The following is a 24,295-nucleotide window of genomic DNA, read 5'->3' as shown; positions in this document are numbered from 1 at the left end:
AACTGCGCTATGGTCGGTTTGTTTTCAACCGATTACCTCGACCGGTGCCCAATGCCACCCATCCTGAAATCCATCCTTGCAAGCACGCTCTTGCTCCTTGTGACCAACTCGGCTGCATGGGCGGCGGACGACGCGCCTTCGCTTGATACCTGGTCGATGGCCATCGGTTTGGTTGGCGGGTTGGCCCTGTTTTTATACGGGATGGATCACCTTGCCGGCGCGCTTAAAACCCTTGCCGGGGCAAGGCTACGCCGCGTTTTGTCTGGCATGACGCGCAATCGCATTTGGGCGGCAGTTTCGGGTGCGGTCATTACCGGGTTGGTACAATCTTCAAGTGTTACGACCGTGCTGGTGGTCGGGTTTGTATCGGCCGGACTGATGCCGTTTGCGCAATCGATTGCCGTGATCATGGGCGCCAATGTCGGCAGTACCCTGACCGCGCAAATCATCGCCTTTCGGATTGATGCCATTGCGCCGCTTGTCATCGCGATTGGCTTTGCCATGACAATGTTGGCCGATCGCAAGCGGTTTACGCTGATCGGCAAGGCAGTGCTGGGCATGGGGATGCTGTTCTTTGGCATGGGCATGATGAGTGATGCCATGGAACCGCTTCGGACCTATGGCCCGTTCATCGATGTGATGGGCCAGATGCGCAATCCGTTTCTCGCCATGCTGGTTGCGGCGGCGTTCACTGCGCTGGTGCAATCAAGTGCGGCGACCATGGGGATTGTCATTGTTCTGGCCGGGCAGGGGTTGGTGCCGCTTGATAGCGGGATCGCGCTTATTTTCGGGGCCAATATCGGTACCTGTGTTACGGCCCTGTTGGTGACGATTGGCAAGAACCGCGATGCGTTCCGAACCGCCCTTGGCCATATCCTGTTTAATGTGGTCGGGGTTTTGATCTGGCTGCCATTTATTGATCATCTGGTGACGCTTGTGGAGTTCATCACCACCGGGCGCACCGCCGAAACCGTCGATATTGCACGTGAAATTGCCAACGCGCACACCATTTTCAACGTCGCCAACGTCATCCTGATGATCGGCTTTGTCCCCGCAATAGCACGCCTGATTGAAAAGCTGGTCCCGGCCGAAATCGATACCGAACCGCGCCTCAGCCCGGAGCCGAAATACGTCATCCACGAACTGACCATAGCCCCGGCAGCAGCCCTTAGTTTGTTGCGTAATGAAGTCATGCATATGGGCGATGTGGTGATTGATGTCGTGCGCCGTGGGCGTGAAAACCTGCGCAACCCGACACGCCCGAAGCTTAAAAAGCTTGGCGAATTGGATGACGGGGTCGATAGCCTGCAAGACGCGATTGCGCTGTTTGCGGCGAAACTGCCGCGTGCGGAACTGCTGGCAGCTGACCTCAACCGCATGCAGAACGAGCTTGCGGTCAGCAACCATCTTGAAGCTGTTGGCGATCTGATCAGCGAGGAAATGGTCAAGCTGGTCGGCGAGTGGCTTGATATTCGCCACATGCCGTCAGACGAAAACCGCCAGAAAATGGCAGAGCTTTACGAGATCGCCGAAGATTGCCTGAAACAGGCGATGACCGCCTTTTCCGCCGAGGATCTGGAGGCCGCCAATCGTGTGCTGGGCCGCAAGGCGGAGTTCACCACCAAGCTTGATACGACCCTTCGCAAGGTCAGCGATGAAATCGGCCCGCGCGATCTTGATATTCGCCGGTATCGGATTGAGGTCGCAATGGTCGAACGTATCAACCGCCTGTATGAGCGCGCACGCCGGATTGCCCATGCGACAATCGCGATTAAAAATCAGCAGGAACCAGCGCCGACCGAACAGAACGCGGCATCGACCATTGCCGATGCCATGTAATGTTCTGGTGCCTTAACGGTCGGCAGGCGGGGTGTTGATGTCTTTTTGCATCACGGTGACGTCGCAGGCGCGATAGCCAAGATGGCGATAGAAATCCTGCGTCGCATGGTTATCTGCACGCACCATCAATTGCATGCGCCAGACACCCTGATCGCGCAGCCAGTTTTCCCCGACTTCCATCAGGCGGCGACCCAGTCCTGATTTCTGCAAACTTGGTGTGACGGCCATATAATAGACCCAGCCACGGTGCCCATCATGACCCGCCATGATGGAGCCGATAATGTTATCGCTGTTATCTTCCCAAACGAAAAGGGTGGCTTCGCTGCTTTCAAGCGCGAAGCGCACATCCCATTCCGGCGGATTATACGGGCGGTAAAGCCCGGTTTCCTGCCAAAGGGCTGTCAGTGCGGGGATATCATCAAGGGTCGCGGTTCTGGGGGCGGGTTTTGGGGCGTTGGTCGTCATGGTGCTTCTTTCATGGGGCGCGTTGCAGAAGCGCGTAACAATGCTTGGATTACGCAAAGCCGTCAAACCCAATTGCATGACAAGTCGATGAAGTTAAACGCCAAAACGCAAAACGCCCCCAAGGGGAGCCTTGGGGGCGCAGGCGGGTCCGGGGTATCGGTTGGGATGGGGGAAGTCCCCGGACCGGGGAAGGTCAGGTTTTGACGGAATTATCAGATGATCGGGCGACCGGTCACGCTGCTCAGTTCCATTTCGCGGACAATGTCGCCGGCCTGATTGGTGACGGTGGCGGTATAAGTACCGCGCGGGGTTTCGGTGATGTCGCCCAGTTTAAGCTCACCATTGCCAAACCGGATCACCATCGCATTGGCCAAAAGCATCATCTGATCGGCGGTGAATTTGCGATCAAAACGTGCGGCCTTGTCTTTGTTCGGTTTGCCGATCAGTTTGCGCAGGTCATGATGGGTGCCGCGATCCATGCGGCCGGTTTTTTCATCAAATTTCAAAACCTCGACCACATCGCCACTGGCATTGAGCAAGACAACATCAATCTTGCCAGCCTGTTCGGACACCTTGGCATCACCGGTCTTGAGGTTGGATTCACCCATCTTCAAAAGCATCGCATCAACCAGCGTGCGGGCTTCATCGGTGGTCAATGGCACGGCGCGTGCGCGGACTTCGCCATGGAACATGCCGCCTTTGCCGTGTTTGCCATGTTCGCCGTATTCACCGTGTTCACCGCGCATATATTCGCCTTTATGTTCGCGTTCGCCAGGCGATGCATATGTCGCTGCAAACGGGGTTGCGATCATGGTGGTGGCAATCAGGGCCGCAGCAAGTTTAAGGGTGGTTTTGCGTTTCATCGGGGACCTCATCAGGTTTGTGGGGGATCAATGTGTTGAAGCCCGTTATCGCCTATGATTGTCGCGAAATGATCCCGGCGAACGGGCAAAATGGTCGCAAGCTTTGCCAAAAGGCCGTTTTGCGACAATCTGATACAAATTGCCGTTTCTGCCGGAACTGACGACGCGTTAGGTTAGGCTTCACAGACGATTTTGATTTCAGGACCGCATATGAGCGACCAGCCCCACATTCTTGTTGTCGATGACCATCGTGATATCCGTGACCTTTTGGGGCGGTATCTGCGTCAACATGAATATCGTGTGACACTGGCATCTGACGGGCGCGAGTTGCGCAAGCTGATGGCGGATAACATCGCACCCGACCTGATCGTGCTCGATCTGATGATGCCGGGCGAAGACGGGCTGAGTTTGTGTCGCTGGCTGCGTGAAAACTATGATGTGCCAGTCGTGATGCTGACAGCCCTTGGCGAGGAAACCGATCGCATCATCGGTCTTGAGATGGGCGCGGATGATTATCTGGCCAAGCCGTTTAATCCGCGCGAATTGCTGGCCCGGATCAAGGCCGTGATGCGGCGTGCGCAAAGTCTTCCGGTCGGGCGCAAGGGGCCGCTTCCGGGCGGGCAGGTGCATTTTGACCGTTGGGTGCTGGATCGTACCCGCCATGAATTGCGCGATGCCAATGATGTGGTCGTGCCACTCAGTGCCGGGGAATATGGCCTGCTTTGTGCCTTTGTCGAACATCCCAACATGGTGCTTAACCGCGATCAGTTGCTTGATCTAACCCGTGGGCGCGAAGCCGTGCCGTTTGATCGCAGCATCGATAATCAGGTCAGCCGCCTGCGCAAGAAAATTGAACATGATGCCAAGAACCCGACCCTGATCAAGACCGTCTGGGGCGGGGGATACATGTTCACCTGCGAGGTGACCGAAAAATGACCAAGCGCCGCCTGATCAAACGCCTTTGGCCGCAAAGTCTGACCGCGCAGCTTGTCTGTCTGCTGTTGGGCGCAATCATCCTGACCCACATCGTCCTTGGTGTCATGCTGGCCGAAGAACGCCGGGATGCGGTGGCGTCTGAGCGGCGCGGTTATGCCCTGTCACGGGTGGCGGCAATTTCGCGCATTCTGACAACAACCCCGCGTGATAACTGGGCCGATGTGTTGCGCGTGGCGCAATCACCGCAAAACCGCCTGCGGCTGGTGCCGGAAAGTGATGTGGTTTCCGGTGACGGATTTACCTCGGACACGCTGAGCCAGCGTTTGAACAAGGCACTGGACCTTGAAACCGGGGTTCCGGCGCGGGTTGAAATCCTGTCCGAGGATGAATGCTGGACGGAACGTAAAACACTCCGGCGTGAAAAGGATGCGTTTCTGGAACGTGACCGTATGGAGCGATCCGGCCACGACGATGATCATCATGATCGCGATGATGACCGTGATGATGATCGCCGAGCCCCTTGGTCGTTGCGCTACCTTGACCGGTTTGATTGCGATACCTCGCCGGTGATGCGCCTTGTTGTGCCGATCAGGATCCTTGGTCCGGACGGGGAGCCAACCGGCACAGCGCCCGATGTCTGGCTGGAAGCCATGATTGGCGGGGTCGTCTCGCCGCCGTGGTTTGTGTTCGACAATCTTTTGCGTGTTCTGGCATCCGGGCTTGTCATTGCCGTGATTGCCTTTTTCCTGGCGCGCCGAATTTCCCGGTCGTGGGACGTTTTGACAAAGGCAGCCGATCGTGTCGGGCGCGGGGATTATCCCGAACCGGTGCCTGAAACCGGTCCGATTGAAATCAGACGCGCCACAAGGGCCTTTAACCGGATGACTGCCCGCCTCAAACGCTTTGTCGAGGATCGCACAAGGATGCTGGCCGCCATTTCGCATGATCTGCGTACGCCAATTACGTCGCTGCGCCTGCGCGCCGAATTTGTCGATGATCCGGAAAACCGTGCGCGCATCATCGAAACCCTTGATGAAATGGAACAGATGGTCGAAGCGGCAATGACCTTTGCCCGCGAAGAAACCGCGAATGAGGAAACCCGCAAGATCGATCTGACTGCCCTTGTTGAATCCGCGGTCGAGGATCTGGCAGAAACCGGACGCCCAATCAGATATATTGGCGAGGTCGATACCCGGGTTTATCCGTGCCGGCCGCTTTCGATCAAGCGCGCCTTTGGCAATCTGGTGTCCAATGCCCTTAACTTCGGCGATACGGTCGAGGTCGCGGTGCGCGATGCCGATGATGGCGGCCTGTGGATCGAAATTGCCGATGACGGGCCGGGGATACCGGTCGAACAGCGCGAACAGGTGTTTGAGCCATTCTTCAGGATTGAAGCGTCACGCAATCGTGATACTGGCGGTATTGGTCTTGGGATGGCAATCGCACGCACCGCCGTCCGGGCGCATGGTGGCGAAATATACCTTGAAGACTCCCAGAAAGGCGGGCTTCTGGCGCGTATTTACCTGCCGCCGGCACAGCCGCAATAACGTTGAATTCAGTCGTTTTGAGACTGCGTAATTCCGGTGCCGGCAAAGTGCGACAGTTTTTTGACAGATAGCCCTTGCGCTTTAAGTGACCAATAGTCATTTGTTTGCCGGAAAATAACTGTTTCCAAATCAATAATTGCTAAATTGCATTGCTGTTCTATTTAGGGTCTGGATTTGAACCAACGGCAGTGCGACAATCAAGCAGACGAACGGACGGAGCGTGCCCATGACCAATAACCAGTCTTCATCCGGCGTGGTAACCCCGCTTCCCGGAACCAATAACGCGCAAGCCGCGCGTGGATTTGTGCGCTCTGTTAACGACTGGCTGATGGAATGTGCGCTTGATGATACCGACATCAGCGAACTTCTGTCTGGCATGGCCAGTCGTCTGGTCGCATCGGGAATCCCGATTGATCGCGTCATGGTCGCGTTCAAGACCCTGCACCCGCTGTATGAAGGTGTTTCCTATATCTGGACCAAGGAAAACGGCCAGGTTGTGCGTACCACCCACATGGGCGATGATGAAAAGGACCGCGATTGGGCTGAAAGCCCGATGAAATGGATGCTTGATAGCGATGTCAGCTTCATGCGCCGTCATCTTATTGGCCCCAGTGCGGTTGTCGACTTCCCGATCCTTGAAACTTTCCGCCGCCAACGGGGCACAGACTATTACGCCCTGATGACCCCGTTCGTGACCGATAGCGACAGCACGCTCAATAGCAACCGCATCTTCATGACCTATCTGACGCGGCGTCCCAGTGGCTTCTCGGACGAGGATCTGGCGATCCTGTCAGGTATTCAGCGCCGCTTTGCCGTGTCGTGCAAAATGCGCATCAACCATGAAGAAACCCGCACCATTCTGGAAACCTATCTTGGCACCGACGCCGGGCAACGTGTCCGCAATGGTCAGATCAAGCTGGGCGACAGTACCAAAACCCGTGCAGTGATCTGGTTTTCGGATATGCGCAACTCGACCTCGGTTGCGACCCATGTCGGTGATGATGCGTTCCTGGGCGAAATGAATGATTTCTTTGGTGCAACAGCCGGTGCCGTGCTTAAGCACGGTGGGCAGGTTTTGCGCTATATCGGGGATGCGACGCTTGCGATTTTCCCGATTGATGAAGACGAAACCAATCTTGAAACCGCCTGTTACGCAGCACTTTATGCCGCGGCCGAGGCCCAGTTGAACATCGATGCGCTGAATGCGCGGCGCGAAGAAGTCGGAAAACTGCCATTCGATTACGGCCTTGGCATGCATGTCGGGGAAGTGATTTACGGCAATGTCGGCGTTTCGGAGCGTGTTGATTTTACCGTGGTCGGGCAGGCGGCAAACGAAGCAGCCCGCATCGAACAACTTACCAAGCAACTTGGTCGGCGTGTTCTGGTCAGTTCGACCGTGGCCCGGTTCATTTCCTGCCCGACAGAGGAAATGGGCGCCTATGAGCTTCAGGGGACGGGTGTCAGTCTTAAACTGTTTGCCCCGGATTTCTCGGAGACCTGCCACCGTATCGAGCTGATGCGCAGCGCCTGAGCCTGATCAGGCGAGGCTGTCAAAATCCTTCACCACCGAACTGGCTGACGTGCCGACCTTGGAGAAGGTTGTCTGGGCGTCACTGACGGCATCGGTCGCAGCCTTGATGATCTTGGAATAAGGGTCGACTTCCTTGGTAGCCAGCATCTGTTGCATGGCGACGCCGGTGGTGGCGGATGCCATCGACATGATATTGCGCAGATAATCCGTCGAATCCTGCACCGCATAGGCGGCGGCCTGCGCAACCTTTTGATAGGCCACACCATTGGCACCGGGGATCGCACCGTTCAGAACCGCATGGTTGGTCGTGCCGACAGCCTGCACGATCTGCGGGTTCAATGCCGTGCTGAGCGGCGGGGTGCCCGGCGGATTGTCCGGGGCTGCAGGATCAGACGGCGATGCCGGTTTGTTTGCATCATCCTTGTCATCGGCCTTCTTATCGCCTTTTGCGTCGCCACCATCTTTCGCGTCTTTGGTGTCTGCGGCGTTTTTGTCGCCGTCACCATCCTTGTCGGCGGGGGACGCGGCTTTGTCCGGCTCATTGCCCTGATCTTTGTTTTCAGCTTTCGGATCTTCGTTCTGTTTTGCGTCGTCGTCTGCCATCGAAAACCTCATATGCAACGGGTCAAAAGACCGGTTTGATTATCTCTGTCGGGACGGGTCAGGAGCCATAAAATCTGCGGGCGCGTTATTCGCCGCTTTTGCCGCCGCCCATGCCACCGCCAGTACTTTCCAGGATCATACGGCAGGCGCTTGATGTGACGGCGTTGCCGATCTGCTGCAGGCCGCCTTGGGTCTGCATGGCGTTTTGCATCGACAAACTGATGGAATGTGCCATCGTCTGATACACAAGCCCCATGGCATGTGCCGGTGCTTCGCCCAGAACCTTGACGTTGTTCTGGGTCACTGCATCGGTGATTTGTGAGTTTACAGGGGTGTTGTCTGCCATTTCACGCCCTCATGTTTTGACCGTATTTGGTCCGGGCAGGACCAGACGGATCATGTGCCTAGCGGCGGGTTGCTGCCAAAATTACGAGTAGTGTCAAAAGCGCATCGCTGTTGTCAGACCGGCCGAGTTTGGCTGTTGCCTGCGCACCCGCCATGGTGTTGACGGAATAAAGCTGCATCACGCCCTGATTGGTGGCGGCTTGCGAACACATCGATGCCTGTTGCTGTGCCTGAACAGCGTTCTGGAACAGGATCGATGTTGAATGGGCCGCACTTTGGTAAATCGCACCCATCGCATTCGCAGGCGCGGAACCAAGAACACTGACCGCACTCTGGGTCACAGAGTCTGTAATCTGACCATTCACCGGGGTTGGAATTGCCATGTTATCCTCCGAAAAAGCGATCGGTCTGACCGCACATCTCTAGACGTCGCACGGACGTGATTGTGATCAATTAGAGTCTGTTGCGCCTAGCCCGCCTGGGCGGTGATCAGGGCAACAAGCTTTGACGTTGCTGTATTGGCAACCTGTTGCATGTTGCCTTGTGTCAGGGTTGCGTTTTCCATGGCAAGGCCGGTGGCATGTGAATGCGACTGCATGGCCATGGAAACCGCCTGTGCCGGGCTTTCACCCAGAATTTTGACGTTGGTCTGGGTGACAGCATCGGTAACTTGCGGGTTTACGATATCACTCATGTTACGTCCTTTGTCTGTTCGCCCTGGGCGCTGGCGGCGTAGTCAAACTTTTCCTTGTAGTCCGATCCATCCCCCATAAACATTGGGTCGGCCTGGCCAAGCCACGAACTGGTTTCGGTGTTATCTTGACCTTCACCTTTCTGATCGCCGGATTCTTGTGAATCTGCGTCTTCGAGGGACACGGTATCCGAATCCCCTGTCGCATCGAGGCCGTCGTAAGATGCTATTTCCCCTTCGTCCCAGTCTGCTGTGTCGTAAAAAAATTTGGCTTGTTGTCCTGGACCGACAGGGTGGCCTTTGCACATTCCATGGTGGTTGCAAGGCTTGCGACCGCCTGTTGCTGCTGTTCATTGACCATGTTGGCAAACAGGATCCCCTGTGCCTGGGCCTGCGACAGATAGGTCTGCATCGCGCCCATCGCCGGGCCATTGGCAATGACCGATGTGTTGGTTTGGGTGACGCTGTCGGTAATTTGTTCATCGACTTCGTTCGGATTGCTCATCGGGGTGATCCTTATTAACTACGACGTTTCATCATTTGCAGAATGCTCTGGGTCATGGTCGTCATGCCGATCATGGCATTTTGCTTTTGGGCCGAGACCATGTTCGCCATCAGGATGTTCTGCGATTGCGCCTGACCCATCATGGATTGCAACGCGGCGAAGCCCGGACCGGCCCCCATCGTGGCAACATTGGTCTGGGCAACGCTGTCAGTGATCTGATCTGAAACCGAGCACTGATGATCATCTTCATGGTGACTGGCGGTGTGGTGCTGGGATTTCTTGCCGTCTTGCTCAGGTGGTGCCGATGGCATGTCCGTCTCCTTGTCTGGAGGAATGGGCTGGCGGAAGTGCTACGTATCGGTTTGACGCCGAGCGCGGGCATTTGTGAAAGAAAAAGCCCGGCAAGCGCATGCATGCCGGGCGGGGTTGGCGGCGAAACCAGTGGGGATGTTTAGGACACGGCCGTACCGGTCGTGGCCTTAAGAGCCGACAACAGCGAAAGCATATTGTCGGGAACGTCGCTTGCGGCGAGTTTCGAGGTCGCAACGGCCCCCGCCATGGTGTTGACAGAGTAGACCTGGATGACGCCCTGATTGGTGGCCGCCTGAGAGGAAATGCCCACCTGATGCTGGCTGCTGACAGCGTTCTCATAGAGAATGCCATGAGAATGCGCCAGCGACTGGTAAAGCGAGCCCATGGCCATTGCCGGCGCATCACCCATGACCTCGACATTGGCTTGGGTGACGGCGTCGGTAATCATACCATTGACCGGAGTGTTATCAGCCATTGTGTATCTCCTGGTTACCTAAAGAAGTGCCGGAAGGAACGTAAGGCCCCGAACCGACCCTTTCCGCATGTCCTGCGGTCAGACAGATGACGGGGGACTTGGTGTCTTGTGACGATGGGCTGGCAAAAACTTGGATTGCTTGCAGAACCGTCGCCACAATGAAAACGGGCGGTCGCAGATCAATACGACCGCCCGGTGTGATATTGGCTGGACGGGCCGAAACCCTGATCAAAATCAGTTTCTGGTTGCCTGAAGCGTCGTCAGAAGCGTCAGCATGTTGTCGGGCACATCGCTTTTGGCGATCTTGGAGGTCGCAACGGCGTCAGCCATGGTGTCGACCGAATAGATCTGCAGGATGCCCTGATTGGTCGCGGCCTGCGAGGTGATGCCGTTCTGCTGCTGGGCGCTGACGGCGTTCTGATACAGGATGCCCGTCGAATGTGCGAGGGACTGGAAGATCGAACCCATCGCCATTGCCGGGGCGTCGCCCAGAACTTTCACGTTCGCCTGGGTCACGGCATCTGTGATCTGACCATTTAGCGGAGTGTTATCAGCCACTGTTTATCTCCTGTTTGCCTAGGGAAATGCTGGAAGGAAGAGATGTTCCAAACCAGCCACTTTGCGTGTGTTGCGGTCAGACAGATGACGGGGGGCTTGGCGTCTTGTGACGCCGGGCTTTGCAAAAGAACGGATTGTTTTGCAAAGCGCTGATCAAATGAAATCGGGCGATCGCTGATGATTGCGACCGCCCGATTTGAAACTGGCTTTGGGGCCAAAGATGTTTTGAAAATCAGCCCTTGGTTGCCTGAAGAGCGGTAAGAAGCGACAGCATGTTGTCGGGAACGTCGCTTTTGGCAATTTTGGAGGTCGCAACAGAGTCTGCCATCGTATCGACCGAATAGATCTGGATGACGCCCTGGTTGGTTGCGGCCTGCGAGGTGATACCGATCTGCTGCTGTGCGCTGACGGCGTTTTCATAAAGAATGCCGGTGGAATGTGCGAGGGACTGGAAGATCGAGCCCATTGCCATTGCCGGGGCGTCGCCCAGAACTTTCACGTTAGCCTGGGTGACTGCATCAGTGATCTGACCATTTACCGGGGTCGGAATCGCCATTGTAAAGTCTCCTTCGTTACGCTTTGCGGTGTGCTGCTTGCTGTTGTGTTTCTGTCGGGGTTTCGCCGTCCCGTTTTCAGTCTATCGACGCTGGTGGTGTATCGTTGTGACGCGTCTTTTTTGCGAGTTGGTCGTTTTTTTTACGCACGTATTCTTATTGAATGCCCGAAGCCCTAAGGTGTTCGCGGGCCAGCTGAACACGTTTGCGCACCGCGCAGTTGCTTAAGCCCAGGGCTGCTGCAATCTCGTCATAGGTGCGGTCCTGAACACAGCGCATCAAAAGCGGCTTGCGCAGTTTTTCCTGCATCTCGAGAAGGGCCGCTTCGAGCTGATCCAGTTTTTCACCAGCGAGGTATGATTCCTCGGGGCTCGGTGTGATCGGGGCTGTCATCGGGGATGCCGGTGTGTCGGCCGCGCCATGGGTTTCTTCGCGATATTCCGCCTTGCGCCGGTTTTGCCTGTGCAAATCAATGCAGGCGTTATGGACAATGCGCGATAACCAGGCGCGATGGTTGCGGATTTCATCCATGGATTCTTCGAATTTGGTCGATGCCTTGACCATCGCCTCGGACAGCGCATCTTGCGCATCATCCATATTGCCTGACATCAGTTTCAGGCATTGCTTCAAAAGCGTGTCTTGCTGATCAATCCACAGCGGCCAGAAATTCGGTGCTGCCGGGCCCAGATCGGTATCCGGTTGCGGATGGGTTTGCGGCGTGGAGTGTGAGGGGGAATATTGTCCTTCATCGGGGGTATTTGGTGTCCCCGGTGCCGTCGGCGTTTGCGGGACCGGGACATGTGGCACCGGTTGGCGCAATGTCGGGCTTTCTGCCCCCGGAACAAGACCACGCAGGATATCAAGCGGATCGGTCGGTGTGCCACCAGGGGTGCCAAGCGCACCGGCAATGATGTCTTCGGGGCTCGGGCCGCTGCGTGATGGTTCAAGACCCGGGAAGCCTGCCAGGGGGTTGAAGTCTGCCGGGTAACCGGGCGGCGGGCTGTATCGTGGCTGGCCCTGGTTTGTTGCGGTGCCGGGGTTTGCGGTTGCGGCGGGGTGGGTGTCTGCCGGTTTTGCCGGTTCTGCCGCAGGTGCCATCGATTGCATGATGGCGCGTGCATCAAGGGCGCTACTTGCCGGGGCCGTCAATCTGTCGTGACCGGCACTTTGATCGGCTTCTTGATCTCCGGGGTCGTCGGCCGCGGCAAGCTTTGCCAGATAATCTTCGGCAATGCGCGCCCGTTGTTCGGGTTTTAACCGGGACCAGATTGACGTCACCTTGTCATCATCACCCAACGCCAGCGACAGGCTTTGTTCAAGACTTTTGGCAAAGCTGATCTCGGCTTCTGTCAGGGTTGCCTCATCCTGCGGACTGTTCTTTTCGTTCTGCACTATGGACCCCTCCGGTTGATTGAATGCAACCATAGGCTGATTAAGTTTTGCGGTAATCATTATGACGTAGCCGCAAAAGAATTGTGAATAAAAGTTTCTATACATCCTATAGTTGTGTTTTCGTGCGCAACGGCGCAGCCGTCGCGATGCGGGCTGAGGATAGGTTGGGGACAGATCGTCGCGCTTTGATGCGCTTGTTATTGCCGTTCCTGTTCCGGGCGATGCCCGGTTGCAGACATCAAGCTAGGTCTTTTTGCCGGATGTCTTTTGCTGGGGCGCGGGACCTGAAGATTGGGGGTCTTGTTCCTTTTTCGGATCCCTTGGCGGGAAGGCTTCGGCAAGGGCGGTTTCCACCTTCTCGGACAAGGCCTGCATGCGCAAGTCAATCTCGCGTGCGATGATGTTGCGGATTTCATTTGCGATATCGAACATGACCTGCTGGCCGTTCTGCATGTTTGGATCCGATGCCATATGCGGTGCCCCTTGTTGTGCCGCCTGAGGATGTGGGGTGGCTTGCCCTGTTTGTTGGCTGCCGATTGCGGGTTGCGGGGCCTGTGCGCCGGATTTCACGTTTTCGGCATGATTGGAAATGGTCTGCTTTTGATCAAGAACCTGGGCGCGGGCCCGTTCGGCGGCTTGCGCCATGGCCTGCTGGGTTGCCAGATATTCCTGATTGAACGCCTTCCGGACCGCGTCCTTGCGATCACTTGCCGTGCTTACATCGTTTTGCGCCTGCCCAGACATCAGGTGCCTCCTTTGCTGCTACCAGTGCTGCCAGAGTTGTCACTGCTGTCACTATTGCCGTTCTTGCCTTTGCTTGAGCCCGATGACGATTTGGCATTGGTGCTGCTGCTGGTTTTGCTGCTGTCGCTGTTGTCGGTGTCACCATCATCGCCCGGGTCGGATGTTTTTGCCGCTGCGCCAGATTTCGCCGGCGTGGGTGTGGGCGCAGCTTTCGCCGCTGCTGGTGTCGACGCCGCTGCTGATGCCGATGCGCTTATATCTGCATCAAGCATAAAGGCCGGTGGGATGAACCCGTATTTTTCAAGATCGGCAGCATTGGGATCGGTTGGCAGACCGGTCAACCCGGTTTCAAGCCGTCCTCTGCTATCTGAGATCATGCTGGCAGCCCGGCAGGCCGACTGATCATGCTGGGCATTGCAGCTCAGGATCGCGGTTGGGGTGCTGGTTCTGGCCTGGGTCATCAGCTGGGCGGTGACATCAAAGCTGGTCTCGGCTTCATAGCGCACCAGAACAACAAGACCGGCCCCCTTGTCGCCTTCGCTGGGCGGGGTGATCTGCACCCAAAACGGGACGCTGGAATTGGGGGCGACCATCACATTGCCCGCAACGATGGGGCTGGGCAGGGTACCGACATATTCCAGATGGATCGGCACCGGTGCACGATCAGCAAAGATCAGACGGATCAACGCCACATCCGGGGTTGCTTCACTGCCCGTCGCGCCAACCGTCTGTTCAAGATGGATGGCATGCGGTGCACCGCCATAAATCGGCACTTCGGACATCTGGGGGGCTGTGCCATCGGCATCGATTGCATCAAACAGAAGCGCACGCAATTGTGACGGGGCCGCATTCGGTGCCGTAACCGAAAGTTCGGACTGCGCATCTGTTGATGCACCGACATGCAAGGACCATTTGCACAAGGATTTTGGCACATCCGGTGCCAGCATTTTCGCAGAAATGGCTGTTTGTGCACTGGTCTTGGTCGGCGACAGGGGATAGCCCTGTTCCATGCTGATTGCCCAGTCGGGCGTATCGGCGGTGGTGTCTGCCTTGCCCTGAAGGGTCGGCATGGCGGTGCGGAACATGTCATCACGGATGACGGGGCCGGTCATTTCGGTTGTGCTGCCGTCCGCATGGATTGTGGTTACACCCCATTGCTCGTCCGTAGAACTGCCCGGGATATTGGTGGCAGCCGAACCACTATCAGTACTGTACCAAGGGTCCATGTTTTCAAGCGGGCTGGTGTAGCCTTCCGTCGGCGCACTTGCAGTTATTGGGGTTGGCGATGACGTCCCGCCATCAAGCAGATAACGTTGAATGATCTGGAATGCGGTTTCCATTGGCTGTGACGGCTGAGCCGAACCGCTCGATGCGGCTTGCTCAAAGCCCGGCAAGCCAAAGTCACGGCAAAGGGCTGCCATCATGTCAACGGCGGCCTGTTCGGAGCTGATCGCGTCCGGGGCTTCGGTTGGTTCGCGCAGATTGTTTTCGGCGTCTGCCGCGCCGGCCTCGGATGACGGTTGCCCGTTATCGGAATTGTCGCTGGATTTGGTCGAAGCCTTGGCTGGTTTGGGCGCGTCACTATCGGTCATGCCTGCACTCCCCAATGGTGTCTTGCAACACTCAAAAGGGCCGCCATCATGCCGCCCCTGATCTGCAAGAAGTTATAACGGTTCCTTGCAAACAGACGCATCGGGTGGGGGGAATGTGAAAAGATTGCGCTGCAAACGGCCAGAAAACACAAAACCCGCCAAAGATGCAGCAGGCTGCGTCTTGGCGGGTCTTTGTTTTACAAAATGGTGCTGGTGATAGGATTTGAACCTACGACCTACGCATTACGAATGCGCCGCTCTACCAGCTGAGCTACACCAGCACGATTCATTTTGTGGCGCGGAAAATACGGACAATCACCCGCCTTGGCAAGAGGTTTGTTGTTCTTTTTGCCAACAAGTGCCGGACTTTTAGCCATGCCCTGAAATCAGGACAGAGACACACAATATCACATTGACCATGCTGTGATTATCCGGCTTAGATGTGCGCGATCAAAATTCATGTGCGGGGGCAAATCATGTGTCGTTGGCTGAGCTATATCGGGGATCCGGTTTATCTGGAAAAGCTGGTCTTTGAGCCGCGCCATTCACTGGTCGAACAAAGCCTGCATGCCGAACAGGCCAAAACGCCGACCAATGGCGATGGCTTTGGCCTTGGCTGGTATGACGAACGCCCGACACCGGGGCTTTATCGCGAAATCCTGCCGGCCTGGAATGACCCGAACCTGCGGTCACTTGCCCACCATATCCGCTCGGGCCTGTTCTTTGCCCATGTCCGGGCCTCGACCGGCACCCATACAAGTCGCACCAACTGCCACCCGTTTTCCAGCGGCCAGTATCTTTTCATGCATAACGGCCAGATTGGTGATTACCCGCTGGTGCGCCGATCCTTGGAAATGATGATCGAAGACGAATTTTACGAAGGCCGACAGGGCTCCACCGATAGCGAACTGATCTTTTGCCTGATGTTGACGCTCGGCCTGCGTGATGACCCGCACCGCGCCATTCGCCGCACAATCGAGGTTGTCGAAAACGAAATGAAGGTGCGCGGTGCGACCTCTCCGTTCCGCTTCACCGCCTGCCTGTCAAACGGCAAAAGCGTCTGCGCCATCCGCCATGCCAGCGACGACAAGCCACCATCACTTTACTGGCGCAAACGCGATGATCACGTGATTGTCGTCTCCGAGCCGCTTGATACGGAAAGCGATAGCTGGAAGGCGGTTGCACCCAACCACACCCTGCATGTCGAAGGTGATCTGACCATCAGCGAAGAAGCAACGCTTGTTTGCTAATTAAGACACCACAACAATCTGACTGCGCGCCTTGACCAGTGCGCGTTGCAGGGCATCGCTTGGCGCGGTGTTGAGCAACACAGTCTGAAAATCGCTGGCATGGCCGTCACGGCAGAGCGCCTTGCGGCCAACTTTTTTCTCATCGATCATCAGGATGGCGTGATCGCAGCACGATACCAGTGCGCGCCGTGCACGGACTTCGTCCATGTTGAAGTCCAGCAAATCACCTTCGTCACTCATCCCGCCAACACTGACAATCCCGAAATCGGCGCGCATGCTGCCGAAAAAGTCCGCACTGTCTGCACCAATTATATCCAAGTCACGGGTCCGAACGGTGCCACCGGCAAGGCGCAGTGTGACATTCGGCGCGTTTTGCAGCGCCATCACCACATGCAGATTGTTTGTGAGAACCGTTAAGTTGCGATGCGATGCCAGATGTTGGGCGGCAAGTTCGGCAGTGGTGCCGGTGCCAATCGCGATTGTGCAGCCCTCCGGGATCAGATCAGCCACCTTGGCGGCAATCGCCATCTTGCCCGTTCGGTTCCAGACTTCGCGCTTTTCATAGGCCGAGTTATCCGGATCGGGTGCCGGGCCCGCAAGGCCATGACGGCGAAACACACGCCCCTGTTCATGAAGGTCGCGCAAATCGGTACGGATCGTCTGGACCGAGACGTTAAACCGGCGTGCCAGTTCCTCGACCGCCATAAAGCCGGTCGATTTGACAAGGGCGACGATGCGGTCGCGTCGGCGGTCAAGGGGCACTGCATCAGACGTTTTAGTCACGGTTATTCTTTCGTTCGAAAGTTGTTATTTCGCTTCTGATCTGAGTATAGACAGGCCGAAACACCGCTGCATAGCCCGGTTTTCCTATTGAAACATTTAATTCTTGGTGTTGTCACACAACTGAAATCGAAATCCCGATAGCTTCCGGATCGAAACATTTTCGAACGAAACCTTCTTTTCGATCTATAGGGATGCCGATCATGCGTAACGTTCTTCTTGCTGCGGTTGCCTCTGCCGCGATGATGCTGCCGATTGTGGGGCAGGCTGCTGAAAAGCTGGTTCTTTATACCAGCCAGCCGAACAAGGATGCCCAGACCACTGTTGATGCCTTTATGGCTGCCAACCCCGATATTGAAGTTGAGTGGGTCCGTGACGGCACCACCAAACTGATGGCGAAACTGCGTGCAGAAATCGCTGCCGGCGACCCGCGCCCGGATGTTCTTCTGATTGCCGATACCGTAACGCTTGAAGGTCTCAAGCAGGAAGGGCAGCTGCAGGCCTATAAATCGGGCGAGGCAAGTGCTTATGAAGACGGTCTTTATGATGGTGAAGGCTATTACTATTCGACCAAGCTGATCACCAGCGGCATCGTCTATAACACCGCTGTCAAAGCCCCGACATCGTGGAAAGATCTTGCTGATCCGGCGGTGAAAAACCAGATTGCAATGCCAAGCCCGCTTTATTCCGGTGCGGCCCTTATTCATCTCTCCACCCTGACCGAGAACAAGGATCTTGGCTGGGATTACTATCAGGCATTGGCAGCCAACGAAGCACGCGCCAAGGGTGGCAATGGCGGTACCTTCAAGGCGGTTGCATCGGGTGAAAAGCCGTATGGTGTGGTTGTCGACTTCCTTGCCATCCGCGGCAAGGCCGATGGATCGCCGGTTGATTTCGTCTTCCCGTCTGAAGGTGTGACCTATGTGACCGAGCCGGTCGCGATCATGAAAGACGCCAAGAACGTTGATGCCGCGCACAAGTTCGTTGACTTCCTTCTGTCCGAACAGGGGCAGGAACTAGTGCTTGATATGGGCTACATCCCGGCGCGCAACGACATGGCGCTTCCGGCCGGTTTCCCGGCACGCAGCGAGATCAAGTTGATGGACTTCAATCCGGCCATCGCGCTGGAACAGGCCGAAGCCAACAAACAGAAATTCGCAGACATGTTCGGGGCTGAATAATGCAGGCTACAGGTCGCCTTCGCGGCGTTCTGCCTGGCATAATCGCCAAACCAAATGGCAACCGGTCTTCGGACCGGTTGCTGATTTGGTTGGTGGTGCCGGTATTTATTATTTCGATTTTGCCGATCCTGCGCCTTGGGTTTGAAGGCGTGATGGTCGGTGGTGTGCCTTCGTTTGATTATTTTCGTGACGTGCTGGGCAATTCATCAACCTGGCGGGCCACGGCAAACAGTCTTTATACCGCCGGTCTGGGAACGATTATTTCCCTTTTGATTGGTGGTTCTTTTGCCTTTTTGGTCGCACTGACCGATATCCGCGCCAAGGCGGCATTGGTGTTCTGTTTCATGATCCCGATGATGATCCCGCCACAGATCACAGCACTCAGCTGGGTTCAATTGACCGGACCCAGCAGTGCGCTTTTAAACGCCATTGGCATGGCCCCGCCGTTGGGATCGCCCCAACCACTTTATTCCGCAGAAGGTATCGCCCTTTTGCTGGGTATTCAGCATGCCTCCATCGTGTTTCTGACATTGCGCGCAAACCTGCGCATGTTGCCGCGCGAACAGATCGAAGCCGCCCGTCTGGCGGGTGCACGCGGCGGGCGTTTGTGGTGGCAGATCATTTTGCCGCTGACCAGTCCGGGCCTGATTGCCGGCACCGCCATGGCCTTTGTCACCGCGCTTGGCAACTTTGGCATTCCGGCGATGCTGGGCATTCCGGCAGGCTATCAGACCCTGCCGACTTTGATTTATCAAAAGCTTGCCGGTTTTGGCCCGTCCGTTCTGGGTGAGGTTTCCGTTCTTGCCATGCTGATCGGCGCGATTGCGATTTGCGGTGTGGCGCTGCATCACCGTTTGCTGTCCAAACGTGACTATCGCCTGATGGGCATGGTTGGGCGCCCGTTGGATGTCAAACTCGGTGCGCGCCGAAGCTTGGTTGAAATAGCCCTTTGGGCGGTATTGGTCGCCATTCTGGTCATTCCGCTTTTGGCCCTGTTTACCACCGCATTGGTGCCGGCCTTTGGCGTCAAGCTGACATTCGCCAATGCCACGTTTGAGGCGTTCCACGAAGTCATGTTTGTGCAGCTATCCACCATTCGCGCGTTTCAGAACAGTTTTGTTCTGTCCGTGGGGGCGGCGGTGACGCTTGTTCTGATGTGTTTGCCGCTGGCTTATGTGATGGTGCGCAGGCCTTCGAACCTGACCAAGCTGATCAATCTTCTGGTCGAGGTGCCCTATGCCTTGCCCGGCGTGGTTTTGGCGATTGCCTGCATCTTGCTGTTTATCCGCATTCCGCTGATTGATGTCAGTTTGTATGGCACGCTTGCGATCATTTTTGTCGCTTACCTTGCGCGGTTCCTTGTGATCGCGCTTCGGCCGGTGATGAACAGCTTTACCCAGCTTGACCCGGCCCTTGAAGAAGCCGCCCAGGCCTGTGGCGCAGGGTTGTCGCGACGCTTGCGCGATATCTTGCTGCCGCTTGCCGCACCTTCGGCTGCGGCCGGTGCACTTTTGGTGTTCCTGACCGCCTTTAACGAACTGACCGTTTCGGCCCTTTTGTGGTCGGCCGGGAACGAGACGTTGGGCGTTCTGATTTTCAATCTTGATGACAGTGGCGACACCGTTCTGGCCTCGGCCGTGGCGGTTCTGGTCGTCCTTGTGGTGATCGCGCTGATGAGCTGTTTTCAGCTTGCCGCGCGTCGTTTGCCCAAAGGAGTTGTACCGTGGCAGACATAAATCTTTCGCGCATTACCAAATGCTTTGGCGATTATCGGGCGGTCAATCAGGTCTCGCTTGATATTGCCGATGGTGAATTCGTAGCCCTTCTTGGCCCGTCCGGCTGCGGCAAGACGACGCTTTTGCGCTTGCTCGCCGGGTTCGAGGAACCCGATCACGGTCAGATTTCACTCGGTGGTCAGGTCATGGCAAGTCCTGAAAACAACGTCATGATCAGTCCCGAGGATCGCAATCTTGGCATCGTGTTTCAGTCCTATGCCCTGTGGCCGCATATGACGGTCGCGCGCAATGTCGGCTATCCGCTTGAGGTGCGCGGGCTCAGCCGTGCCGATCAGGATCGCAAGATTGCCGAGGCGCTTGATATCGTTGCCCTTGGCCCCTATGCCAATCGCAGTCCGTCGGAACTATCAGGCGGGCAGCGTCAGCGTGTGGCATTGGCAAGGTGCCTTGTCATGGAGCCGCGGGCGGTGTTGCTTGATGAACCGTTGGCCAACCTTGATGTCCACCTGCGTGAAACCATGCAGCAGGCGTTTCTTGATTTCCATCGCCGCACCGGGGCGACGATGATTTACGTCACCCATGACCAGGCTGAGGCCATGGCGATGGCGGATAGGATTGCGGTGATGGACAAGGGCCATATTCGCCAGATGGCAGCGCCTGAAACGCTTTATCGCGAACCGGCTGATCTGATGGTGGCGGGCTTTGTCGGGGCAGGGGCGGTTTTGCCGGTACAAGGTGTGACGGTCGGAAGTAACGGCAATTGCTCCGTCCAGTTGGGGCAAAGCAGCATTACCGCGCGCATCTGCCCGAAACTGGCCGATGGCCTTACGACTGTGAATACGGCCAATGCCGGTCTTTGTCTACGGCCAGAAGACGTCTGGGTCACGGATGATGCGCCGTTGCGTGGTCAAGTTGATGATTGCGTCTATCTCGGCGGGCGGTTCCGCCTGTCGGTTCGGATTGGCGCGGATCAGACATTGCCGGTCTATGCCAACCGCCGGGCCCGGATCGGAGAGCAAGTCGGCCTTCAGGTCAATGACGGCTGGGTGTTTGACCGCATGTCGGGTGAGGCCGCCTGATGTCAGCCCGTATGCGTGTTCTTTCCGGTCTTGGTGAAAAGGGACCGGCCTGTTTGCGACTAGAATTCTTTAACCGGCGCTGGCTGCTTGATTGCGGCGTCGGTCCCGAAAGTGATCAGGGATTTGATCCGGCGTGGCTTAATAAAGTTAACGCTGTTTTCATTACCCACGATCATATCGACCATATCGGGGCGGCCGGCGAAATCGTTGATGCCGGTTTGCCGATCTATTGCACCGAAGTTACTGCGCGTTCCCTTCCCAAGGGCGCCAATGTCATCCCCTTGCCGCCTTATGGGGAAATTCAGGTCGATGGCGTGACCGTCACCACCGGACGCACCGGCCATTCATTTGGCGGGGTGTGGCTGCATTTCGAACTGGGGGGCGGGGTGCTGTATTCCGGCGATTTCTGTCAGGAATCTGATTACTTCCTTTATGACGCGCCGCCTGATGCCGCAACGGTCCTGCTTGATGCGTCTTACGGCATGGAACAACTGACCCAGCAGGTCCGCATTGATAGCCTTTTGACCACCATGACCAAGCTCGATGGGCAAATCCTGTTTCCTGTGCCGCCCAGTGGCCGCGCGGCGGAAATGGCGCTTCTGTTTGAACGTCATAGCCTGACAGACTGGTCGATGGATGATCGTTGTTATGGGCAGGTCAAACAGGTGCTTGATGCCCATGGATCGGATTATGTCGCAAGTGACGCGATCCGCCAGTTGCGCAGTCTTAAGGACAAGGCAAAGCATTTCAATCCGGATGCACGGTTGCTTTTGTGTCATGCGCCATGCGCGACCTTTGGCAAGGCGCGTGAACTGATTGATCAGTGGCAGGATGCCGGTCGCATGGGGGCAAGTGCGCATGTGATCTTTACCGGTTTCATGCCGATCGAGGCGCGCAAGATGGTCGAAAAGGGCCATGCCCATTTCCGGCGTTGGAACGTGCACCCATTGGCAAGCCATGTGATTGATCTCGCCAATCAATGTCACGCGATGCAGGTCGTGCCGCTTTTCACCAGCCGGCCCGAGGATTTTGGACTTGTCGACGGGTTTGACGGGCGGCTACAGCTTGCAGATCGGTTCTATTTGTAATGCATGCGTTCTCCAACAAAGGTGATGTCCGGTCATGATCTATGCCGCTGAAAAGTTCGATTTTCCCAAGCTGCCGTTTGTCTTCATCCGACACGGGGAAACCGATGCCAACCGGGCGGGTATCATTGCCGGGTCAAACGAACCACCGCTGAATGAAACTGGCCGCGAACAGGCGGAGGCGATTGCACCACTAATGGCGATGGCGAAATGGCGGGCGGTTTATGTCAGCCCGCAGGACCGGGCACGCACGACGGCCAATCTGGTGTTGCCCGATTATGACGCCAGGGTGCTTGACGGTCTGCGCGAACGTCATTGGGGCGATCTGGAAGGCCGTCCGATCTCGGAACTGTGCCCGCGCTTTGACACGCCCCCCAATGGCGAGGGGTTTGATGCCATGTGCCAACGCGTGTCCTTTGCCATGCAACAGGCCCTGGCCGAGGTCAGCGATGACCTGACCGTGATCGTTGCCCATTCCGGGGTGGCGCGCTGCATTCTTTACATGACCGGGTTTGAGGCCGATGGCCCGCGCGTGCCCAACGCCACACCGATCCTGTTCCGCCCGATGGAAATCGGCTGGGAGTATGAAAATTTGACCGAAAACCTGATCAAGGAGATTTCTGCGTGACTGAACCCAAAGCCCGTGATGCGCGTGATGCAGTCGTGTTCGATATGGATGGCACGCTGGCGCATTTTGATGCCGATGCTTTGGGGCATCTGGTTCATGGTGTGGAAAAACAGTGGGATGCGTTCTTTGACGCCATGGACCACGCCAAACCGATTGAAAATATCGAGAAACTGTTGCGCATCCTGCATGCATCCGGCCATGCGATCCTGATCTGTTCGGGCCGCCCGGCGGGCTGGCAACACCGATCAGAAGCTTGGCTGCGTGCGCATGATATCCCGTTTGATGGTATGTATCTGCGCCCCATGGATGCCGATCACCGCACCGACGAAGAGGTCAAGGAAGACCTGCTGGCCAAGATCATCGAGGATGGCTTTAATCCCTGGCTTGTGGTCGATGACCGCAGACGGGTGGTCGATAAATGGCGCGATATGGGGCTGACTTGCCTGCAATGTGCGCCCGGTGATTTTTGAGTGTGATTTCTAATCCTCATACAAATAAAAAGACCGGCCAGATGCCGGTCTTTTTTGTCTGTTTATTCGAATAAGTGGCGATACTCGCCGTATCCTTCGGCCTCAAGATCCTCGATCGCGACAAAGCGAAGGGACGCCGAGTTGATGCAATAACGCAATCCACCGCGATCCTTCGGGCCATCGGGGAAGACGTGGCCAAGGTGGCTGTCACCATGTTTGGATCGGACTTCAATCCGGCGCATGCCATGTGTGTTGTCTTCTTTGGCGACGATATGGTCGGATTGGACAGGCTTCACAAAGCTTGGCCAGCCACAGCCGCTATCGAATTTGTCGCGCGAGGTAAAAAGTGGCTCGCCCGAGACGATATCGACATAAAGCCCGTCTTCCTTGTGATCCCAGAAATCATTGCGAAACGGCGGTTCGGTGCCGCTTTCCTGTGTCACATAATACTGTTCAGGCGACAGGTCGCGGATGGCATCCGGGTCTTTGTGATATTTGCTCATATTTCGTCACTCAAGCCTTTCTGAACTTCGGTCGGGCGATTTCCTTTTTGCAAAGATGGTTGGAATATCGCTGTTGTCCAGTGACTTCACACCGAAGTGACATCAAAGGCCGATCTGATCAGACCTGACACTCAACCTTGGCACTCAACCTTGGCACCAGGGCTGGCGTTTGGTTTTGCCGTCATAGGGGCGGGCAAGGCCGTTTTCGATCAGCTCAAGATCAAGCGGGCTGCCATCGATCCGCACAGACGCCACCACGCGCCCGCCATAACGGCCCCATTCCGGTTCGCAGAACTGCACCGATGTCGCAGACTTCAGGCGTTGGCGGGCATAGTCCCGCGCTTTTTGCGCCAGTTGCTTTTCACTGTCGCATTGGCCGCGTATTTCTGGCGTATCAATACCGCGCACGCGCACCGACATATTGGCTATTTCATCCGGCAGGCCGGGAATGGCGACATAAATCGTGTCCCCGTCATAGGCATAGTTGCCGCGATATTCGCGCAGCGGCCAGTCATAGCAGGCGGCAATCGCCGGTAGGCTGGTGATCATCGTTACTGCGGCCGTGCATGCCATGACGGCACGTTTGGCAAATCGGGATGTGGGGTTGTTTGACGTCATCTTGGGGCGTGTT

29 protein-coding genes and 1 tRNA gene are annotated in these 24,295 nt (G+C 56.4%); 11 read left to right on the top strand and 19 right to left on the bottom strand.

What is annotated here, in order from left to right; all coding sequences use genetic code 11:
• Positions 1-51 precede the first annotated feature (51 nt).
• Positions 52-1,839, top strand: coding sequence for a Na/Pi cotransporter family protein (locus WBY09_RS13865; protein WP_197147144.1), 1,788 nt, complete (start codon positions 52-54; stop codon positions 1,837-1,839).
• 12 nt (positions 1,840-1,851) lie between these two features.
• Here the strand turns inward: WBY09_RS13865 and WBY09_RS13860 are convergent, their stop codons facing one another.
• Positions 1,852-2,304 (bottom strand): GNAT family acetyltransferase, encoded by a 453-nt coding sequence (locus WBY09_RS13860; RefSeq protein WP_197147145.1) that lies wholly within the window; start codon positions 2,302-2,304, stop codon positions 1,852-1,854.
• Positions 2,305-2,516: 212 nt separating this feature from the next.
• Positions 2,517-3,167 carry a hypothetical protein gene (locus tag WBY09_RS13855; RefSeq protein ID WP_197147146.1) on the bottom strand — a complete coding sequence of 217 codons (651 nt, stop codon included), beginning with the start codon at positions 3,165-3,167 and terminating at the stop codon, positions 2,517-2,519.
• Between the two features lie 210 nt (positions 3,168-3,377).
• On the opposite strand from WBY09_RS13855, the gene WBY09_RS13850 reads away from it, so the two are divergent.
• The 3 genes from WBY09_RS13850 (at position 3,378) to WBY09_RS13840 (ending at position 7,181) form a co-directional block, all read left to right on the top strand.
• On the top strand, positions 3,378-4,103 hold the full coding sequence (locus tag WBY09_RS13850) for a response regulator (protein WP_063088408.1): 726 nt from the start codon (positions 3,378-3,380) through the stop codon (positions 4,101-4,103).
• Positions 4,100-5,650, top strand: coding sequence for an ATP-binding protein (locus WBY09_RS13845; RefSeq protein WP_336233026.1), 1,551 nt, complete (start codon positions 4,100-4,102; stop codon positions 5,648-5,650). Before WBY09_RS13850 ends, WBY09_RS13845 begins: the two co-directional genes overlap by 4 nt.
• 226 nt (positions 5,651-5,876) lie before the next feature.
• Positions 5,877-7,181, top strand: coding sequence for an adenylate/guanylate cyclase domain-containing protein (locus WBY09_RS13840; protein WP_008890478.1), 1,305 nt, complete (start codon positions 5,877-5,879; stop codon positions 7,179-7,181).
• Between the two features lie 6 nt (positions 7,182-7,187).
• Here the strand turns inward: WBY09_RS13840 and WBY09_RS13835 are convergent, their stop codons facing one another.
• From WBY09_RS13835 to WBY09_RS13770, 14 genes are all read right to left on the bottom strand, one after another.
• A complete protein-coding gene (locus WBY09_RS13835; protein WP_197147148.1) occupies positions 7,188-7,784 on the bottom strand; it encodes a hypothetical protein in 597 nt (198 codons plus the stop codon).
• 85 nt (positions 7,785-7,869) lie between these two features.
• Positions 7,870-8,130 (bottom strand): RebB family R body protein, encoded by a 261-nt coding sequence (locus WBY09_RS13830; protein WP_008890480.1) that lies wholly within the window; start codon positions 8,128-8,130, stop codon positions 7,870-7,872.
• A 58-nt stretch (positions 8,131-8,188) separates the two neighbouring features.
• Positions 8,189-8,512: a RebB family R body protein gene (locus tag WBY09_RS13825; RefSeq protein ID WP_008890481.1), complete on the bottom strand. Its 324-nt coding sequence runs from the start codon at positions 8,510-8,512 to the stop codon at positions 8,189-8,191.
• Between the two features lie 86 nt (positions 8,513-8,598).
• Positions 8,599-8,823, bottom strand: coding sequence for a RebB family R body protein (locus WBY09_RS13820; RefSeq protein ID WP_008890482.1), 225 nt, complete (start codon positions 8,821-8,823; stop codon positions 8,599-8,601).
• Positions 8,820-9,005, bottom strand: a complete 186-nt coding sequence (locus WBY09_RS13815) for a hypothetical protein (RefSeq protein WP_063088406.1) — start codon at positions 9,003-9,005, stop codon at positions 8,820-8,822. Before WBY09_RS13815 ends, WBY09_RS13820 begins: the two co-directional genes overlap by 4 nt.
• 41 nt (positions 9,006-9,046) lie before the next feature.
• A complete protein-coding gene (locus tag WBY09_RS13810; RefSeq protein WP_008890484.1) occupies positions 9,047-9,325 on the bottom strand; it encodes a RebB family R body protein in 279 nt (92 codons plus the stop codon).
• Between the two features lie 14 nt (positions 9,326-9,339).
• Positions 9,340-9,636, bottom strand: coding sequence for a RebB family R body protein (locus WBY09_RS13805; RefSeq protein WP_296991240.1), 297 nt, complete (start codon positions 9,634-9,636; stop codon positions 9,340-9,342).
• 140 nt (positions 9,637-9,776) lie between these two features.
• Positions 9,777-10,112, bottom strand: coding sequence for a RebB family R body protein (locus WBY09_RS13800; RefSeq protein WP_008890486.1), 336 nt, complete (start codon positions 10,110-10,112; stop codon positions 9,777-9,779).
• Between the two features lie 234 nt (positions 10,113-10,346).
• A complete protein-coding gene (locus WBY09_RS13795) occupies positions 10,347-10,670 on the bottom strand; it encodes a RebB family R body protein (protein ID WP_008890487.1) in 324 nt (107 codons plus the stop codon).
• Between the two features lie 232 nt (positions 10,671-10,902).
• Entirely contained in the window at positions 10,903-11,226 is a 324-nt protein-coding gene (locus WBY09_RS13790) for a RebB family R body protein (protein ID WP_008890488.1), read from the bottom strand.
• Between the two features lie 154 nt (positions 11,227-11,380).
• Positions 11,381-12,616, bottom strand: coding sequence for an RNA polymerase sigma factor (locus WBY09_RS13785; protein WP_336233024.1), 1,236 nt, complete (start codon positions 12,614-12,616; stop codon positions 11,381-11,383).
• Positions 12,617-12,859: 243 nt separating this feature from the next.
• Entirely contained in the window at positions 12,860-13,360 is a 501-nt protein-coding gene (locus tag WBY09_RS13780) for a hypothetical protein (RefSeq protein ID WP_120226168.1), read from the bottom strand.
• Complete coding sequence (locus WBY09_RS13775; RefSeq protein ID WP_336233023.1) at positions 13,360-14,952, bottom strand: hypothetical protein; 1,593 nt, start codon at positions 14,950-14,952, stop codon at positions 13,360-13,362. The genes WBY09_RS13780 and WBY09_RS13775 overlap by 1 nt, the downstream gene beginning before the upstream one ends.
• Before the next feature lie 205 nt (positions 14,953-15,157).
• Positions 15,158-15,233, bottom strand: a tRNA-Thr gene (locus tag WBY09_RS13770).
• 195 nt (positions 15,234-15,428) lie between these two features.
• On the opposite strand from WBY09_RS13770, the gene WBY09_RS13765 reads away from it, so the two are divergent.
• On the top strand, positions 15,429-16,202 hold the full coding sequence (locus tag WBY09_RS13765) for a class II glutamine amidotransferase (RefSeq protein ID WP_336233021.1): 774 nt from the start codon (positions 15,429-15,431) through the stop codon (positions 16,200-16,202).
• Here WBY09_RS13765 and WBY09_RS13760 read toward each other — a convergent pair whose 3' ends face one another.
• Complete coding sequence (locus WBY09_RS13760; protein ID WP_197147152.1) at positions 16,203-16,985, bottom strand: DeoR/GlpR family DNA-binding transcription regulator; 783 nt, start codon at positions 16,983-16,985, stop codon at positions 16,203-16,205.
• Between the two features lie 200 nt (positions 16,986-17,185).
• On the opposite strand from WBY09_RS13760, the gene WBY09_RS13755 reads away from it, so the two are divergent.
• Genes WBY09_RS13755 through WBY09_RS13730 form a run of 6 tightly spaced genes read left to right on the top strand, consistent with a single transcriptional unit; the run spans position 17,186 to position 23,161 of the window.
• Entirely contained in the window at positions 17,186-18,163 is a 978-nt protein-coding gene (locus WBY09_RS13755; RefSeq protein WP_336233019.1) for an ABC transporter substrate-binding protein, read from the top strand.
• Positions 18,163-19,899 carry an ABC transporter permease gene (locus tag WBY09_RS13750; RefSeq protein WP_336233018.1) on the top strand — a complete coding sequence of 579 codons (1,737 nt, stop codon included), beginning with the start codon at positions 18,163-18,165 and terminating at the stop codon, positions 19,897-19,899. Before WBY09_RS13755 ends, WBY09_RS13750 begins: the two co-directional genes overlap by 1 nt.
• Positions 19,887-20,978, top strand: coding sequence for an ABC transporter ATP-binding protein (locus WBY09_RS13745; protein ID WP_286791075.1), 1,092 nt, complete (start codon positions 19,887-19,889; stop codon positions 20,976-20,978). The genes WBY09_RS13750 and WBY09_RS13745 overlap by 13 nt, the downstream gene beginning before the upstream one ends.
• The gene (locus WBY09_RS13740) at positions 20,978-22,066 is read left to right on the top strand and encodes an MBL fold metallo-hydrolase (protein ID WP_286791076.1); all 1,089 of its coding nucleotides are present in this window, start codon (positions 20,978-20,980) and stop codon (positions 22,064-22,066) included. The genes WBY09_RS13745 and WBY09_RS13740 overlap by 1 nt, the downstream gene beginning before the upstream one ends.
• A 34-nt stretch (positions 22,067-22,100) precedes the next feature.
• On the top strand, positions 22,101-22,691 hold the full coding sequence (locus tag WBY09_RS13735; protein ID WP_336233017.1) for a histidine phosphatase family protein: 591 nt from the start codon (positions 22,101-22,103) through the stop codon (positions 22,689-22,691).
• A complete protein-coding gene (locus WBY09_RS13730) occupies positions 22,688-23,161 on the top strand; it encodes a phosphatase domain-containing protein (RefSeq protein ID WP_083952903.1) in 474 nt (157 codons plus the stop codon). The genes WBY09_RS13735 and WBY09_RS13730 overlap by 4 nt, the downstream gene beginning before the upstream one ends.
• Positions 23,162-23,223: 62 nt before the next feature.
• Here the strand turns inward: WBY09_RS13730 and msrB are convergent, their stop codons facing one another.
• Together msrB and WBY09_RS13720 are read right to left on the bottom strand one after the other, a co-directional pair.
• On the bottom strand, positions 23,224-23,664 hold the full coding sequence (gene msrB, locus WBY09_RS13725; protein ID WP_336233015.1) for a peptide-methionine (R)-S-oxide reductase MsrB: 441 nt from the start codon (positions 23,662-23,664) through the stop codon (positions 23,224-23,226).
• A gap of 144 nt (positions 23,665-23,808) precedes the next feature.
• Complete coding sequence (locus WBY09_RS13720; RefSeq protein WP_336233013.1) at positions 23,809-24,282, bottom strand: thermonuclease family protein; 474 nt, start codon at positions 24,280-24,282, stop codon at positions 23,809-23,811.
• Positions 24,283-24,295: the final 13 nt, after the last annotated feature.

Source organism: Thalassospira sp. CH_XMU1458 (assembly GCF_037027205.1).
Taxonomy (GTDB): Bacteria; Pseudomonadota; Alphaproteobacteria; order Rhodospirillales; family Thalassospiraceae; genus Thalassospira; species Thalassospira tepidiphila.
The sequence above is the reverse complement of the archived record's forward strand: the minus strand, read 5'-3'. Positions and strand labels throughout refer to the sequence as shown.